Here is a 12858-nt window from a genome sequence, read left to right on the forward strand (position 1 = left end):
GCATCGCCATGCGATGCCGGGGTAATCGCCATACCACCAAGGGAAGTTGAAGACTGGAGGACCGCATGGCCCGGGGAACCTCACGTTCGCGTGCCGCATTGCACCCCAGCACTCCCAGGCCCAGGGGCGCCGCCGAGGCCGGCGGCGGCGCGAAGCCGACGGCCGGTCGGACGGCCTCGAAGGGCTCCACCCGGTTCGGGCGGCGCGCCCGGTCCGAACGCTCCCCCGAACCGAAGGACGGCCCTCGCCCGACGCGCAGTCCCCTGCGTATCCTCGCCCGCCTCGTGGCGATGGTCTGTGCCTTCGCCTTCATGGTCGCCTTCGCCGTCGTCCTGGCGAAGCTCACCCTGCAACCCTCGCCCGCCTCCGAGGCACTGACCCACACCAACCTGCGGCCCGGCCGTTCCCTGCGGGCCTATCTGGACCAGCCCGAACTGCGTGACGCGGTCCGGCAGATCGGCGGCAACCTGCTGCTGGGCGTTCCGTTCGGCATCCTGGTGCCGGTCGTCGCCCCCCGGACCCGCGGGGTCCTGCGGGTCCTGCTGCTGACGGCGACCGTGATGCTTCTCGTCGAGTTCGCCCAGGGCGCCATGGTGACGGGGCGTGCCTTCGACATCGACGACGTCATCCTCAACACCACCGGTGCCCTGATCGGCTACCTGGTGCTGGGCCGGCGGCTGAGCAGGGCCGTGCACGCCCGCGAGCGTCGCGCTTAGCTTTCCCCATGAGTTCCCCATGAGCGTCCGATCGGGTCGCGTGGTCTGGTGCCGTGCATCGCAAGGCGCCTGAGCGCCCTCGTGGCGGAGCCACGTGGGCGTTTCGGCAACGCGGCGAGGTGCGGTGCCAGGCCGCGCGCCCCGGACGGGCATGGTGAAAGGACCCCTTAGGCCCTGTCGCCGGGCGGTCTCAGCGCAGCGTGAGCTGGACGATGGCCACCGTGCCGACGACCACGATGAAGACGCGCAGGGCCGCGGGGTGCAGACGGCGGCCCATGCCGGCCCCGAGGTGGCCGCCGACCGCTGATCCGACGGCGAGGAGGGCCACGGCCGTCCAGTCGAAGTCCGCGGCGACGAGGAAGAACAGCGCGGCTACGGAGTTGACCACGGCGACGAGCACGTTCTTGACGGCGGTGAGGCTCTGCAGGTCGTCGTCGAGGAGCATGCCCATCAGAGCGACGTAAATGATGCCCTGGGCGGCGGAGAAGTAGCCGCCGTAGACGCTGGCCAGGCTCAGGCCGACGAGCAGCAGGGGGCCGCCGTCGGGACGTGCGGGTCTTCCCTCGCGCGCCCGGCGGGCACGGAGCCTCCTGCTGATCAGCGGCTGGAGGACGACCAGTACGAGGGCGAGCCCCACCAGCACCGGCACGATCCGCTCGAACGCCGAGGCGGGCAGCACCAGCAGCAGCGCGGCACCGGTGACGCCGCCGAGCACGGCGCCGGCGCTCCACTTCACAAGGCGCCGACGCCGGCCCCGTAGTTCGTGCCGGTATCCGACGGCTCCGCTGATGGAGCCGGGGATCAGGCCGAGGGCGTTGGAGACGGTGGCGGTGACGGGTGGCAGGCCGGTCGCCAGCAGGACGGGGAACGTGATCAGCGTCCCCGAGCCGACGACGACGTTGACGGCGCCCGCGGCGATGCCGGCGCCGAGGACGGCGAGCATGTCACCGAGGTGTGCGGCGTTCATGAGGGGAAGCGTAGGAACTGAACGCTTCCGTGGTGACCGAAGGTTCGGGCACCGGGAGCCGGGTGCGGCCCGCGGTACGGTCGAAGGGGAGGTGCTCGGCCCGTCGCGCGCCCGCAGTAGGTTCTTCTCGTAGCCCGGCAATCATCGCAACACAACTCACCGTTCTTCCGAGGAGAACTGACTGTGCATCAGCGGAGCTGGATCGCCGTCGCCGACTGCTTCGCCGGTCTGCTCGTCGAGGAGGACCACGGGGTCCGGCGCGCGGCCCCCGCGGGCATTGAGGGGGCCGGTCCGCCACGGTTGCTGCAGACACCGCCTGCGCAGGCGGGTCGCTACGGCCGCACCCCGGCCGTCGCCACCGGCTGACGGGGCCCGACTCATGCCACGTATCACGGAGTTGACGTACTACCCGGTCAAGGGGTGCACCGGGACGGCGGCCACCGAGGCGCTGCTGACCCCCGCCGGCCTCGCCCATGACCGCACCTTCATGGTCACCGACCCCGACGGCAGGTTCCGCACCCAGCGCCGCGATCCGCGGCTGGCGCTGATCCGCCCCGCCATCAGCGCGGACGGGGCCCGGCTCACCCTCCACGCGCCACGGTCCGGGTCACTGCGCCTGGAGGTGGACACCACCGGTCCCCGGCGGCCGGTGGACCTGTTCGGCGCCGCCCATACGGGGATCGACCAGGGTGACGCGGTGGCCGCGTGGCTGTGTGAGGTGCTGGGCACGCCGAGCCGTCTGGTGCGGGTGCCACCGGAGCACCACCGGGTGACCGACGGCAGGACTCCGGGCACCTCCGGCTACGCCGACAGTTGCGCCCTGCACGTCCTTTCCCGCTCCACCCTCGACCTGCTCGACCGCAGGCTCGCCGAACGCGGGGTGCGGCCCCTGCCCGTGGACCGGTTCCGCCCGAACATCGTGATCGAGGGCTGGGACGAGCCGCACACGGAGGATCGCGTCCACCGCGTCGAGGTCGGCGAGGCGGAACTGGGCTATGCGAAGCTCGCCATCCGCTGCGCGGTCACCCTGGTCGACCAGGACTGCGGGAGCAGAGCGGGCCCGGAGCCCTTGCGCACCCTTGCCGACTACCGGCGGGCGGCCGAGGGGGGTGTGGCGTTCGGCGCCAAGTTCGCCGTCCTGCGCGGCGGCCGTGTCGCCGTGGGCGACGACGTGACCGTCACCGCTTGGGGGGCGTCCGAACTGTAGCCCGGCCGGAGGGGGCCCCGGCGAGGACGAGTGCACCGCCGGTTCCGACCGGAGAGGGGCGTCTCGGGCCGCCGCGACGGCGTCGACCCGCGGGCCGACACGTGCCCTCCTCGTGACCGGCGACATCCCGGCCCGACGGCACCCGGCTGCGGATCCGGACCCGCACCGGCGGTGGCGGTGGCGGCGAGAGAAGGGGACCGTCGGCCGGCCCGGGCCACCCTCAGTGGTGGTGCCAGGTGAACTTGTCTCCGCCGACCCAGCGGACCACGTCCGGATCGTCCAGGTCGTGCACCGTGATGCCGAAGGCGGCGGCGGTCTGCAGGACGTCGGTGATGGTCTTCGCCATCCCGACGACCACACCGTCGATCTCCATGATGCGGAACGGAGGCGTACCCGGCTGAACCCCGAGCACCATGATCCGCGGTTGTGACATGTGCGGGCTCGCGATTTCGGTCATGCATAGAGCGTAGAGCGCAACCCGCGTCAACGGTTCCTCCAGGACGTGGCCACCCGCCCCGGTCCCGCCCTGCCTCAGGGGCGGCGCCACGCGTCGTCCCCGAGGTGGGAGCCGGCCTGGGGCCCCATGCGCAGCATCCCTCCGTCCACGCTCCAGGAGGCACCGGTGACGTAGGAGGCGTCGGGACCGGCGAGGAAGGCGATCACGGCGGCGACCTCGCGGGCGTCACCGGGGCGGCCGAGCGGGACGCCGGGGCGGACCTCGGTGTGCACGTCGGTGTCCTCCTGCCCGGTCATGGGCGTGGCGATCTCGCCCGGCGCGACCGCGTTGACGGTGATGCCGTGTTCGGCGAGCTCCAGGGCCATGACCTGGGTGAGCAGCCCCAGGCCGCCCTTGGCCGCGCAGTAGGGCCCGGCGCCGACACGCGGCTGGTGTTCGTGGACGGACGTGACGTTGACGATCCGGCCGCCGTCGCCCTGCCGGACCATGTGCCGGGCCGCCCGCTGCCCGCACAGGAAGGGGCCGGTCAGGTCGACGTCGATGACCTCGCGGAAGGTGTCCAGCTCCAGGTCCATGAAGGGGGTCATGGTGCCCGTACCCGCGTTGTTGACCAGGACGTCGAGTCGGCCGAGCAGGTCGCACAGCTCGTCGACGGTGTCGGCGGCGGCGGGCAGCCGGGTGAGGTCCATTTGGGCCACGGCCGCCCGCTGCCCGCAGGCGCGGACTTCGTCGGCGGTCTCCTCGGCGCCCTTGAGGTCACTGTGCCAGGTGATGCCGACGTCCATGCCCGCCCGGGCCAGCCGGACGGCGGTGGCCTTGCCGATCCCGGAGTCGGCGCCGGTGATCACGGCCACCTTGCTGCGCGGTGCGGTGGGTGCGGACATGGCGGGGCCTCCTCGGTTCGGGGACGGTCCGCTGGCGATGAGCCATCGCAGTACCCGAGCCCGCACCGGGCAAACGGTCCGCCCGTACCGGGCAGAACGGTCCGCCCGTACCGGACGAACGGCCCGTCCGCCGCCGAGCCGACCGCCGAGCCGGGGGGTGCCGCCGTCGCGTCGGCCCGGCCCGCAGGCCCCGGTGACACGGCGGCCGGCGGTCGGCGGCCGGCGGCCACGTCCGGGTTGTCGCCTCCATGGCGCGCGAAGGGACGTGACCTACGGGCCGGGCTCGGGGCCGCTCGTGCTCCCGGGTCCGGTTCACCCTCCGCAGCCTGGTTCACCCCGCGTCGACGGCGTCGAGCACGTCCCCCGCGCGGCACCCGGCGGCGCGCCGGGGAGCAACTGGGCCTCGGTCCGTTCAGCCCCCGGGTGCGTCGCCCGTCGTGCGGGCCCCGTGTGCCTGGGGAACTCTGGAGGAGGAGGTGACGATGGACCCCGTGGAGGCTCTGGAGCGGATCGCCTTCCTGCTGGAGCGGTCCCTGGCGCCGACCTACCGGGTCCGCGCCTTCCGCACGGCGGCCCGGGTGCTGGCCGAGCTGCCCGAGGACGAGGTGCGCGAGCGGGCGGAGGCCGGATCGCTGGAGTCGCTCAAGGGGGTCGGCCCGAAGACCGCCCAGGTGGCCCGGGAGGCACTGGCCGGGGGGACGCCCGGGTACCTGGAGAAGCTGGAGGGGGAGGCCGGGGCGCCCGAGCATCGGGACGGCGCCGAGTTGCGGGCGCTGCTGCGCGGTGACTGCCATCTGCACTCCGACTGGTCGGACGGCGGCAGCCCAATCGAGGAGATGGGCAGGACCGCCGCGGAACTGGGCCACGAGTGGGCGGCGCTCACCGACCACTCGCCCCGGCTGACCGTGGCCCGCGGCCTGTCCCCCGAGCGGCTTCGGCAGCAGTTGGACGTGGTGGCCGCGCTGAACGCGACCTGGGCGCCGTTTCGGCTGCTCACCGGCATCGAGTGCGACATCCTTGAGGACGGCTCGCTGGACCAGGAACCGGAGCTGCTGGAGCGGCTGGACGTGGTGGTGGTGTCCGTGCACTCCAAGCTGCGCATGGACGCCCGCTCCATGACCCGGCGCATGGTGCGGGCCGTACGGAATCCGCACGCGGACGTCCTGGGGCACTGCACGGGCAGGCTGGTGACCGGGCGGGGGCGGCCGGAGTCGGAGTTCGACGCGGACGAGGTGTTCGCCGCGTGCGCCGAGTCGGGCACGGCGGTGGAGATCAACAGCCGCCCGGAACGTCTCGACCCGCCGCGCCGGCTGCTGCGCCGGGCCGTAGAGGCGGGCGTGCTGTTCTCGGTCGACACCGACGCGCACGCGCCCGGCCAGTTGGACTGGCAGATCCTCGGCTGCGCCCGCGCGCAGGAGTGCGGTGTGCCGGCCGAGCGGGTGGTGACCACCTGGGCCCTGGAGGAGGTGCTGGCCTGGACGCGCGAGGGCCGGACGCCGTCCCGAGTGGCGGGCGTCTGACGTGGTACTCGTCCCGCCCGTGCAGCAGCACGGGATGCGACGCAGAAGGGCTGCTCGGGCGCGGATGCTCGGCTGGAGACGCTCGGGCGGGGACGCTCGGGCGGGGAAAGGACAGGTACATGGAACGGGCGGCCGTGTTCGACGTCGACGGCACCCTCGTCGACACCAACCACCTGCATGTGACGACCTGGTGGGAGGCGTTCCGGCAGGCGGGCCACCAGGTGCCCATGCACGCCGTCCACCGTGCCGTCGGTCTCGGCTCCACCGATCTGATCGCCCACCTCCTCGGCGACGACCGCGACAAGGACCAGGACGCCGAGCTGAGCGCTGCCCACAAGGCGCTGTACGGCCAGTACTTCGACCGGCTGCCCCCGCTGCGGGACGCCGGACGCCTGCTGCGGCGCCTCGACCACGAAGGCTGGCGGGTCGTCCTGGCGACCTCGGCCGGAGGGGCGGAGCTGACCGCACTGCGCCGGGCGATCTCCGCGGACGACGCGATCGTCGCCACCGCGAGCGCCGACGACGTGCAGGAGGGCAAGCCCGCCCCGGAACCCGTCGAGCACGCCCTGGAGCTGGCGGGGGTGCCGGCCGAGCGCGCGGTCTTCGTCGGCGACACCGTGTGGGACATGCGAGCCGGGACGCTGGCCGGGGTGCGCTGCGTGGGTCTGCTGTGCGGCGGCATCCCGCGGGCCGACCTCGTGGACGCGGGCGCGCAGGCGGTCTACGACGATCCGGCCGATCTTCTCGCGTCCCTGGCGGACAGCCCCTTGGCCGACGTTCCGGCCGACCGGTGAGGGTGACGCGGATCACCCCGAATCGCTCCCAAGCCCGGAACACCGAAAGGTCGTTGCCCGTTGAACGACACGTGGGTGCGGATGGGACAGTGTCCCCGGGCCTCACCTTTTGCCCACAGGGACGATCGTTCGGCTGAAACCCTGTGGAGCCTTTCGCCGAGAGGCGACCGCCATCCGCGCCCACCCTCGACCGCCCCGACCGGAATCCCCCGTCCGGTCGGGGCATTCCTCTGCCCCGGCCGTGCGGCGGGCGCCCCTTGACTTCGAGAGCACTTCAATTCGTAGCGTTCCCGGCATGATCATCGAACAGCAGCGCAGCATCGGTTCCGGCTTCGACGGGACGACCACCGCGGACGACGTCCTCCAGGGCATCGACCTGACCGGGAAGCTCTCCCTCGTCACCGGCGGCTACTCGGGCATCGGCCTGGCAACCACCCGGGCACTGACCAGGGCCGGCGCCCGCGTCATCGTGCCCGCACGCCGTCCGGCCGAGGCGCGAAAGGCCCTGGACGGTCTGCCGGGCGTCGAGGTGGACGAGCTGGACCTCGGCGACCTGGAGAGCGTCCGCGGTTTCGCGGAGCGCTTCCTGGCCTCCGGGCGTCGCCTCGACCACATCATCGACAGCGCCGGGGTGATGGCATGCCCCGAGACACGCGTCGGCCCCGGCTGGGAGGCCCATTTCGCCATCAACCACCTCGGCCACTTCGCCCTCGTCAACCGGCTGTGGCCGGCTCTCGAACCCGGCGGTGCGCGCGTGGTGTCCGTCTCCTCCGGCGGTCACCACCTGACCGGGCTGCGCTGGGACGACGTCCACTGGACCCGGGGCTACGACAAGTGGGCCGCGTACGGGCAGTCCAAGACCGCGAACGTCCTGTTCGCCGTTCACCTGGACCGGCTCGCCCGGGACTTCGGCGTCCGTGCCTTCGCCCTGCATCCCGGCGCCATCCTCACGCCGTTGCAGCGGCACCTGGCCCGGGAGGAGATGGTGGAGCGGGGCTGGATCGACGAGCGGGGCACGCCGCTGAACCCCGCCGGTTTCAAGTCCCCGCAGCAGGGCGCGGCCACCCAGGTGTGGGCGGCGACCTCGCCCCTGCTGGCCGGTCTGGGGGGCCTGTACCTGGAGGACTGCGAGGTCGCCGGACCCGCGCCCGCGGACGGCACGATGCGCGGCGTCAAGGACTGGGCCCTCGACCCGGCGCAGGCGGCCCGCCTGTGGGCGCTGTCGGCCGAGCTGACGGGCGTGGACGCGTTCGCCGCCTGATGTGTGCCTGGAGCGTGTGAGCGCGCCGCGGGGGTACTCGGGCTCGCGTCTCCACCGCCTTCGAGAGGAGCCGCAGGTGAGCAGCGAACCGGCCCGCAAAATCGTGGTCACCGGTGCCACGGGCAACGTAGGTACGAGCGTGGTGCGGCTCCTCTCGGAGGATCCGGAGGTCGGCTCCGTCCTGGGGCTGGCCCGCCGGATCCCCGACTGGTCGCTGCCGAAGACGGACTGGGCCGCCGTGGACCTGGCGTCCGAGCAGGCCGATCCGGCGGGCCTCTTCGAGGGCGCCTCGGCCGTCGTGCATCTGGCGTGGGCGTTCCAGCCGACCCACGATCCGGCGGCGACCTGGCGGACGAACGTGCTCGGGAGCATCCGCGTGTTCGAGGCGGCGGCCGCGGCGAAGGTCCCGGCACTGGTGCACGCCTCGTCGGTCGGCGCATACTCGCCGGGGCCGAAGGACCACGCGGTGGACGAGTCATGGCCCACCCACGGCTGGCCGGACGCCGCGTACTGCCGGGAGAAGGCCTACCTGGAGCGGGCGCTGGACGCCTTCGACCAGTCCCACCCCCGGATGCGGGTGGTGCGGATGCGGCCGGCCTTCCTGTTCAAGCGGGAGTCGGCGAGCGAGCAGCGTCGCATCTTCGGCGGCCGTTTCCTGCCGGGGCCGCTCGCGCGCCCGGACCTGTTGCCGTTCCTGCCCGACGTCCCGGGGCTGCGGGTGCAGGCCCTGCACACCGACGACGCGGCCCGGGCGTACCAGCTCGCCGTGAAGTCCGACGTGCGGGGCGCGTTCAACCTCGCCGCCGAGCCGCCGGTCGACGCGGACCTGCTGGGCGAGATGCTCGGCACTCGCAGGATCCGGCTGCCGCGTACGGCGGCCCGTTCGGCGATCGCCGCCGCGTGGGGGCTGCACCTGCTGCCCGCTTCCCCGCACCTCTTCGACGCGGTGCTCAGGCTGCCCCTGATGGACTGCACCCGCGCGCGTACGGAGCTGGGCTGGCGGCCGGAGCGGACCGCGCCGGAGGTGCTGGAGGAGTTCCTGCAGGGGATGCAGCGCGGGGAGGGCGCGGCGACAGAGCCGCTGCGGGGCCGCAAGGTGGGCTGACGGCCGCCGCGGGCTCTTCGACCGGGCCGTTCGACCCGATCCGTCCGTCCTCAGCCGGTCGGCTCCTCGGGCTGCGGATCTTCGACAGGGGCGGTGCCCGACTGCGGTGATCCCTGGCGGCCGGTGCCCGCCTCGTCCGTGTCGGGGACGTCGTCCGCTTCCTTGTCTTCTGTGGGCTCGGCAGCAATGTCCACAGGTATGTCCAAGGGGTCCTCGCCCGGTGCCGCCTGCTGGTCCGGCATGTCGCGCGGTATCGGCTCGGTGGTCTGCTCCGGTGTCCCGTGGCGGTCGTCGGCCATGGCGCTCCTCCCTCGCCTCGTCCAAGGTCGTTCGAAGGCCCCGCGAGTACCGCCCCGGCCGACGGCGAAACCTCGGTGCGGCGCCTGCTCCGCCCGTGACCTGCGCCAGTCCGGCGAGGGCTCTCGGCTACGAGGCCAGGTCCTCGATCTCTACCAGCGCCGCCACCAGCTCGGGGGCGACCGTCTCCTGGACCCGCCGCTGCTGCTCGGCGCCGACTGCCCGGGGCACCGTCTCCGTGAGCATGATCAGGTAGAGGTAGGCACGGTAGAGGGCGAGCCGGAGGCGGGCCGGTACGTCGAAGTCGGCCCGCCCGCCGGCCTCCCGGTAGCCCGCGAGGAACGCCTCGTCCTCCCTGATGTCCGCGAGCAGCGCCAGGGAGACGAAGTCGGCCAGCGGGTCGCCCCAGAACATGCGCTCCCCGTCGATGAGCCCGCCGATCCGCGCCTCCCCCGACGCCCGGTCCACCAGGATGTTGCCCTGCCACAGGTCGAAGTGGACCAGACGGGGGACGGTGACCTCGTCCAGGGCGTCGTGGGCGGTTCGCAGCGTCCGGGCGACGGCGTCGGCGGGGCGCGGCAGCCGGGCCGCGTACCGGCGGGCGTCGTCGAGGACGGCATCGAGCATGCCGGTGAACGCGGTGCGCCAGTCCGGGGCGAGTGGGCCGAGGGCACCTGAGGGGTAGCCGAAGGCGGGTCCCCGCACGGTGTGGAGCCGGGCGACCTGGCGGCCCAGTTCGGTGCGCAGCGCGTCCTGTTCGGCCTGTGTGAGGGAGCCGTTCCAGGGCTCGCCCGGGCAGGCGGTCATCAGCAGGTGGGCGTCCAGGGTCACGACGCGCGGCGCCGGGACGTCCGCCTTGGCCGCGTGGCGGTAGAACTCCGCCTCCGACACGAGGAGTTCCCTCTCATGACTCAGCCCCGGGACGGTCGGTGCGGGCGGCACCTTCAGCACGTACCGGCTGCCGTCGGTCAGGAGCAGTTCCTCGACCGTGTTGTACGTGCCGCCCGACAGCGGCCGCAGACGGGCCAGGTGTCCCGGCGGCAGGCCCGCCCGCGCCAGGACCTGCCGGGCTCTTTCCCAGGAGTCCACCATCGTGCGTTCGCCCTCCCCCTCGGTCGGCCGGCCGGCCGCGTGGACGTCCTCGACGCAACGGCCGTCCGCGATCAGTCCGTCGAGCCACCGCTCGGCGGCCGTGTCGTCGGCGCCGGGCGTGCGGTCCCGGTACAGCGTACGGAACGCCTCCCGTACGCCCGGCGCCATCCGGGAACCGTCGCCGCACACGTACACCGCGGCCTGCGCGGCGTGCAGCTCGTCGGCGTGCAGGAAGTCGGCGTCCGGGGCGTCGCAGCCGAAGCAGCGCAGGGCGGGGGCGAGTTCGGCGCCGGTCGCGAGGGCGGCCGTGCGGTCGGCGATCGTGCCGCGGAACGGGGTGAGTCCGGCCCCGCCGCGACCATGATCCGACGCAGGCGCGTGTCCTGGCACTGCTCGCCAGGGGCGCCGCGACCCGCCCAGTTCGCCCGGGAGGCCGGCCTGACTGTGGTGGGGTGAACTGCCACCTGCGGCGGCTGTCGCCCGGTGGGGCCCGCCAACCGCACGGAACCGGTCGCCCGGGCCTACGTGCGGGTGTGCTCGCCCCTGGCATGGGGCCACCTGCCCCCGCGTCATCCAGGAGCCGGAGCAGCCGGTGCAGCACCACCGAAAATCGGTGGCTCCCCCCGATGCGGCCTGCCTAGCCTAGGCAGGAACCTAGAGGCCCTAGGTTCACCTGGGATCACCTACCTGGAGGCTCCGCATGAGGCCACTCACCGAGCAGGACATCCGCAACTCCTTCATCAACTGCTCGAAAGGCGAGGCCAAGCGCCTGTCCCTCCCCCGCGATCTCGCCGAACGCCCTTGGGACGATCTCGACTTCCTGGGCTGGCGTGATCCAGGGGCGCCCGATCGAAGCTACCTGGTCACCGAACGGGACGGGCGGCCGGTCGGAATCACCCTGCGCTTCACGACCGCTCAGCGCAGCCTCCTGCGGCACAGCATGTGCTCGCTGTGCCTGACGTCCCATCCGCGCGGCGGGGTCTCCTTGATGACGGCTCGCAAAGCGGGACCCGCGGGCCGTGAGGGCAACTCGGTCGGCCTGTACATGTGCACCGACCTGGCCTGCTCGCTCTACCTGCGCGGCAAGAAGACCCCGGAAGCGGGCCCGCGGATCGAGGAGAGCCTGACGCCGCAGGAGCAGATCGCCCGGGCGATGAGCAATCTGGCGGCCTTCCTGGACCAGCTGCACACCTGAGCGGTCAGCGCTGACGCAGCCTGGCCGCCGCCACGCTGTGCAGATGGATCAGGACGTCGTGGCTGCGGGCGAGGGCGATGTCGTGCTCAGGCTCCGGGTAGGCCGTGCCGATGCTGCGGGTCGGCCTCGCCCTGTTGAGCCAGGTACGGGCCGGTGGCGGCACGGTCCGCAGGTCGACGGCGTAGTCCCGGTGGGCCACGCGGTCGAGCGTCGCCTCGTTGCTGCCGGCGCCCGCCGGCCCCAGAGTGAACTCCCGAACGTTCCCGTCGGGCGCGGTGGCGTTGAACGAGCCGCGGTGGAAGGTGAAACCGACGCTGACGTACGCGTCATCGAGCCGGTCGCGCAGGAAGGCGCCCTGCATCTTCGGGTAGTGGGCCGGGTCGTCCGGCACATAGGCGACGTGTGCGTTGTGCGCCGACAGCAGGACCTTGGTGCCCGTGTGCCGCTCCCACCAGGCCACATTGTCGGCCATGACCGAGTCGCGGTACCGCATGGCGGCCCTGACCTGCTGGGCGTCCTCGAAGTCGAAGGCGTAGCCCCTGGCGGTCTGGTCGATGGCGGTGGCGTGCTGGACCGCCCAGTCGTACGCCTCCCGGTCGGCACCCGGAGCCTGTCGCCGCAGCAGGTCCAGAGCCTCACCGGTGCGGGCCGCCATCCGCTTGCGCTCGGCGAACGGCGTGTTCAGGTACCGCTCGATGTAGGCGCCTGTCCCGACGGTGGGCCGCAGCCCTCGGTACAGCTGCGTGAAACGGGCCAGGAGGCCGGGATGCGCGCGTGCCACGTAGTCCGTCACCTTGTCGTACAGCTCGGGACCGGCCCAGGCGAAGTCGTCGCCCATGAAGCGGACCGGGTCGTCCGGGTGGTGCCGGTTGTAGGCGCGCATCCATTCGACGAGCCGCAGATGGTCGGAGTTGTTCCACCACAGGTAGTCGCGCTGGAACTCCTCGCGCATGATGCGCCGCGGGTCGCCCTTGCCGTAGCGCACGTAGTCGTCGAGGCGCAGGCCGGTGCTCCAGGGGGCCTCCAGCGCGAAGGTGCGAAAACCCCTCTCCTCGACGAGATGGCGGAAAACGCGGTCCTTGAGGGCGAAGAAGTCGTGCGAGCCGTGGGTGGCCTCGCCCAGACCGGCCACCCGGGCGCCGCCGATCATCCGGTCCACAGCCCGCAGATCAGCGCTGTCGCCGCCCGGCTCGACGGTTCGCAAGGGGCGGGCGGCGCGGTCGAGCGCGTCGACGACCGTGTGGGTGGCGGACGGGGTCGCCGCGGCCGGGATGCCGGTCGTCAGGGCGGCGAGGATGATGAACAGGGTCAGTAACAGTCCGGTCCGATGGCGATGCATGATCCAAGGCTTGCGTGCCGGACC

The 12858-nt window shown here is 72.8% G+C and carries 14 protein-coding genes and 1 pseudogene; 8 read left to right on the top strand and 7 right to left on the bottom strand.

From position 1 onward, the window contains the following. The first annotated feature begins 65 nt into the window (after nucleotides 1-65). A complete protein-coding gene (locus ACFYNL_RS20455; RefSeq protein ID WP_388805305.1) occupies nucleotides 66-716 on the top strand; it encodes a VanZ family protein in 651 nt (216 codons plus the stop codon). Between the two features lie 190 nt (nucleotides 717-906). Here ACFYNL_RS20455 and ACFYNL_RS20460 read toward each other — a convergent pair whose 3' ends face one another. Further along, nucleotides 907-1683 (bottom strand): sulfite exporter TauE/SafE family protein, encoded by a 777-nt coding sequence (locus ACFYNL_RS20460; protein WP_388805308.1) that lies wholly within the window; start codon nucleotides 1681-1683, stop codon nucleotides 907-909. A 183-nt stretch (nucleotides 1684-1866) separates the two neighbouring features. Between ACFYNL_RS20460 and ACFYNL_RS20465 the strand changes: the two genes are divergently transcribed. Next, entirely contained in the window at nucleotides 1867-2049 is a 183-nt protein-coding gene (locus ACFYNL_RS20465) for a hypothetical protein (protein ID WP_388805311.1), read from the top strand. 13 nt (nucleotides 2050-2062) lie between these two features. After that, nucleotides 2063-2890 (top strand): MOSC domain-containing protein, encoded by an 828-nt coding sequence (locus ACFYNL_RS20470; RefSeq protein WP_388805313.1) that lies wholly within the window; start codon nucleotides 2063-2065, stop codon nucleotides 2888-2890. A gap of 220 nt (nucleotides 2891-3110) precedes the next feature. On the opposite strand, the gene ACFYNL_RS20475 is transcribed toward ACFYNL_RS20470, so the two are convergent. Together ACFYNL_RS20475 and ACFYNL_RS20480 are read right to left on the bottom strand one after the other, a co-directional pair. Further along, nucleotides 3111-3347 (bottom strand): hypothetical protein, encoded by a 237-nt coding sequence (locus ACFYNL_RS20475; protein ID WP_388805315.1) that lies wholly within the window; start codon nucleotides 3345-3347, stop codon nucleotides 3111-3113. A gap of 74 nt (nucleotides 3348-3421) precedes the next feature. Beyond that, complete coding sequence (locus ACFYNL_RS20480; RefSeq protein ID WP_388805317.1) at nucleotides 3422-4231, bottom strand: SDR family oxidoreductase; 810 nt, start codon at nucleotides 4229-4231, stop codon at nucleotides 3422-3424. Between the two features lie 482 nt (nucleotides 4232-4713). Here ACFYNL_RS20480 and ACFYNL_RS20485 point away from each other — a divergent pair, with 482 nt between their 5' ends. The 4 genes from ACFYNL_RS20485 to ACFYNL_RS20500 all read left to right on the top strand — a co-directional run bounded on the left by ACFYNL_RS20485 (nucleotide 4714) and on the right by ACFYNL_RS20500 (nucleotide 8911). Then, nucleotides 4714-5751 (top strand): PHP domain-containing protein, encoded by a 1038-nt coding sequence (locus ACFYNL_RS20485; RefSeq protein ID WP_388805320.1) that lies wholly within the window; start codon nucleotides 4714-4716, stop codon nucleotides 5749-5751. Between the two features lie 119 nt (nucleotides 5752-5870). After that, nucleotides 5871-6545 carry an HAD family hydrolase gene (locus ACFYNL_RS20490; RefSeq protein WP_388805323.1) on the top strand — a complete coding sequence of 225 codons (675 nt, stop codon included), beginning with the start codon at nucleotides 5871-5873 and terminating at the stop codon, nucleotides 6543-6545. Nucleotides 6546-6840: 295 nt separating this feature from the next. After that, a complete protein-coding gene (locus ACFYNL_RS20495; protein WP_388805326.1) occupies nucleotides 6841-7806 on the top strand; it encodes an SDR family NAD(P)-dependent oxidoreductase in 966 nt (321 codons plus the stop codon). Between the two features lie 76 nt (nucleotides 7807-7882). After that, nucleotides 7883-8911, top strand: a complete 1029-nt coding sequence (locus ACFYNL_RS20500) for an SDR family oxidoreductase (RefSeq protein WP_388805329.1) — start codon at nucleotides 7883-7885, stop codon at nucleotides 8909-8911. A gap of 50 nt (nucleotides 8912-8961) precedes the next feature. Here ACFYNL_RS20500 and ACFYNL_RS20505 read toward each other — a convergent pair whose 3' ends face one another. The 3 genes and pseudogenes from ACFYNL_RS20505 to ACFYNL_RS20515 form a co-directional block, all read right to left on the bottom strand. Beyond that, the gene (locus ACFYNL_RS20505) at nucleotides 8962-9210 is read right to left on the bottom strand and encodes a hypothetical protein (protein WP_388805331.1); all 249 of its coding nucleotides are present in this window, start codon (nucleotides 9208-9210) and stop codon (nucleotides 8962-8964) included. A 127-nt stretch (nucleotides 9211-9337) separates the two neighbouring features. Then, nucleotides 9338-10300: a phosphotransferase family protein gene (locus tag ACFYNL_RS20510; protein WP_388806235.1), complete on the bottom strand. Its 963-nt coding sequence runs from the start codon at nucleotides 10298-10300 to the stop codon at nucleotides 9338-9340. Nucleotides 10301-10330: 30 nt separating this feature from the next. After that, nucleotides 10331-10651, bottom strand: a pseudogene (locus ACFYNL_RS20515) (reductase); the annotation flags it as partial. A gap of 349 nt (nucleotides 10652-11000) precedes the next feature. Between ACFYNL_RS20515 and ACFYNL_RS20520 the strand changes: the two are divergent. After that, on the top strand, nucleotides 11001-11495 hold the full coding sequence (locus tag ACFYNL_RS20520; protein ID WP_388805333.1) for an FBP domain-containing protein: 495 nt from the start codon (nucleotides 11001-11003) through the stop codon (nucleotides 11493-11495). Nucleotides 11496-11499: 4 nt separating this feature from the next. Here the strand turns inward: ACFYNL_RS20520 and ACFYNL_RS20525 are convergent, their stop codons facing one another. Beyond that, on the bottom strand, nucleotides 11500-12834 hold the full coding sequence (locus tag ACFYNL_RS20525; protein ID WP_388805336.1) for an erythromycin esterase family protein: 1335 nt from the start codon (nucleotides 12832-12834) through the stop codon (nucleotides 11500-11502). Nucleotides 12835-12858 lie beyond the last annotated feature (24 nt).

Origin of the sequence: Streptomyces sp. NPDC007808, assembly GCF_042868655.1 — a bacterium.
Taxonomy (GTDB): domain Bacteria; phylum Actinomycetota; class Actinomycetes; order Streptomycetales; family Streptomycetaceae; genus Streptomyces.

Bases quoted from the DNA above. Each gene is read 5' to 3' on its own strand.
- ACFYNL_RS20455 (WP_388805305.1), top strand. From the start codon at position 66: ATGGCCCGGGGAACCTCACGTTCGCGTGCCGCATTGCACCCCAGCACT.
- ACFYNL_RS20460 (WP_388805308.1), bottom strand. From the start codon at position 1,683: ATGAACGCCGCACACCTCGGTGACATGCTCGCCGTCCTCGGCGCCGGC.
- ACFYNL_RS20470 (WP_388805313.1), top strand. From the start codon at position 2,063: ATGCCACGTATCACGGAGTTGACGTACTACCCGGTCAAGGGGTGCACC.
- ACFYNL_RS20475 (WP_388805315.1), bottom strand. From the start codon at position 3,347: ATGACCGAAATCGCGAGCCCGCACATGTCACAACCGCGGATCATGGTG.
- ACFYNL_RS20480 (WP_388805317.1), bottom strand. From the start codon at position 4,231: ATGTCCGCACCCACCGCACCGCGCAGCAAGGTGGCCGTGATCACCGGC.
- ACFYNL_RS20485 (WP_388805320.1), top strand. From the start codon at position 4,714: ATGGACCCCGTGGAGGCTCTGGAGCGGATCGCCTTCCTGCTGGAGCGG.
- ACFYNL_RS20490 (WP_388805323.1), top strand. From the start codon at position 5,871: ATGGAACGGGCGGCCGTGTTCGACGTCGACGGCACCCTCGTCGACACC.
- ACFYNL_RS20495 (WP_388805326.1), top strand. From the start codon at position 6,841: ATGATCATCGAACAGCAGCGCAGCATCGGTTCCGGCTTCGACGGGACG.
- ACFYNL_RS20505 (WP_388805331.1), bottom strand. From the start codon at position 9,210: ATGGCCGACGACCGCCACGGGACACCGGAGCAGACCACCGAGCCGATA.
- ACFYNL_RS20510 (WP_388806235.1), bottom strand. From the start codon at position 10,300: ATGGTGGACTCCTGGGAAAGAGCCCGGCAGGTCCTGGCGCGGGCGGGC.
- ACFYNL_RS20520 (WP_388805333.1), top strand. From the start codon at position 11,001: ATGAGGCCACTCACCGAGCAGGACATCCGCAACTCCTTCATCAACTGC.
- ACFYNL_RS20525 (WP_388805336.1), bottom strand. From the start codon at position 12,834: ATGCATCGCCATCGGACCGGACTGTTACTGACCCTGTTCATCATCCTC.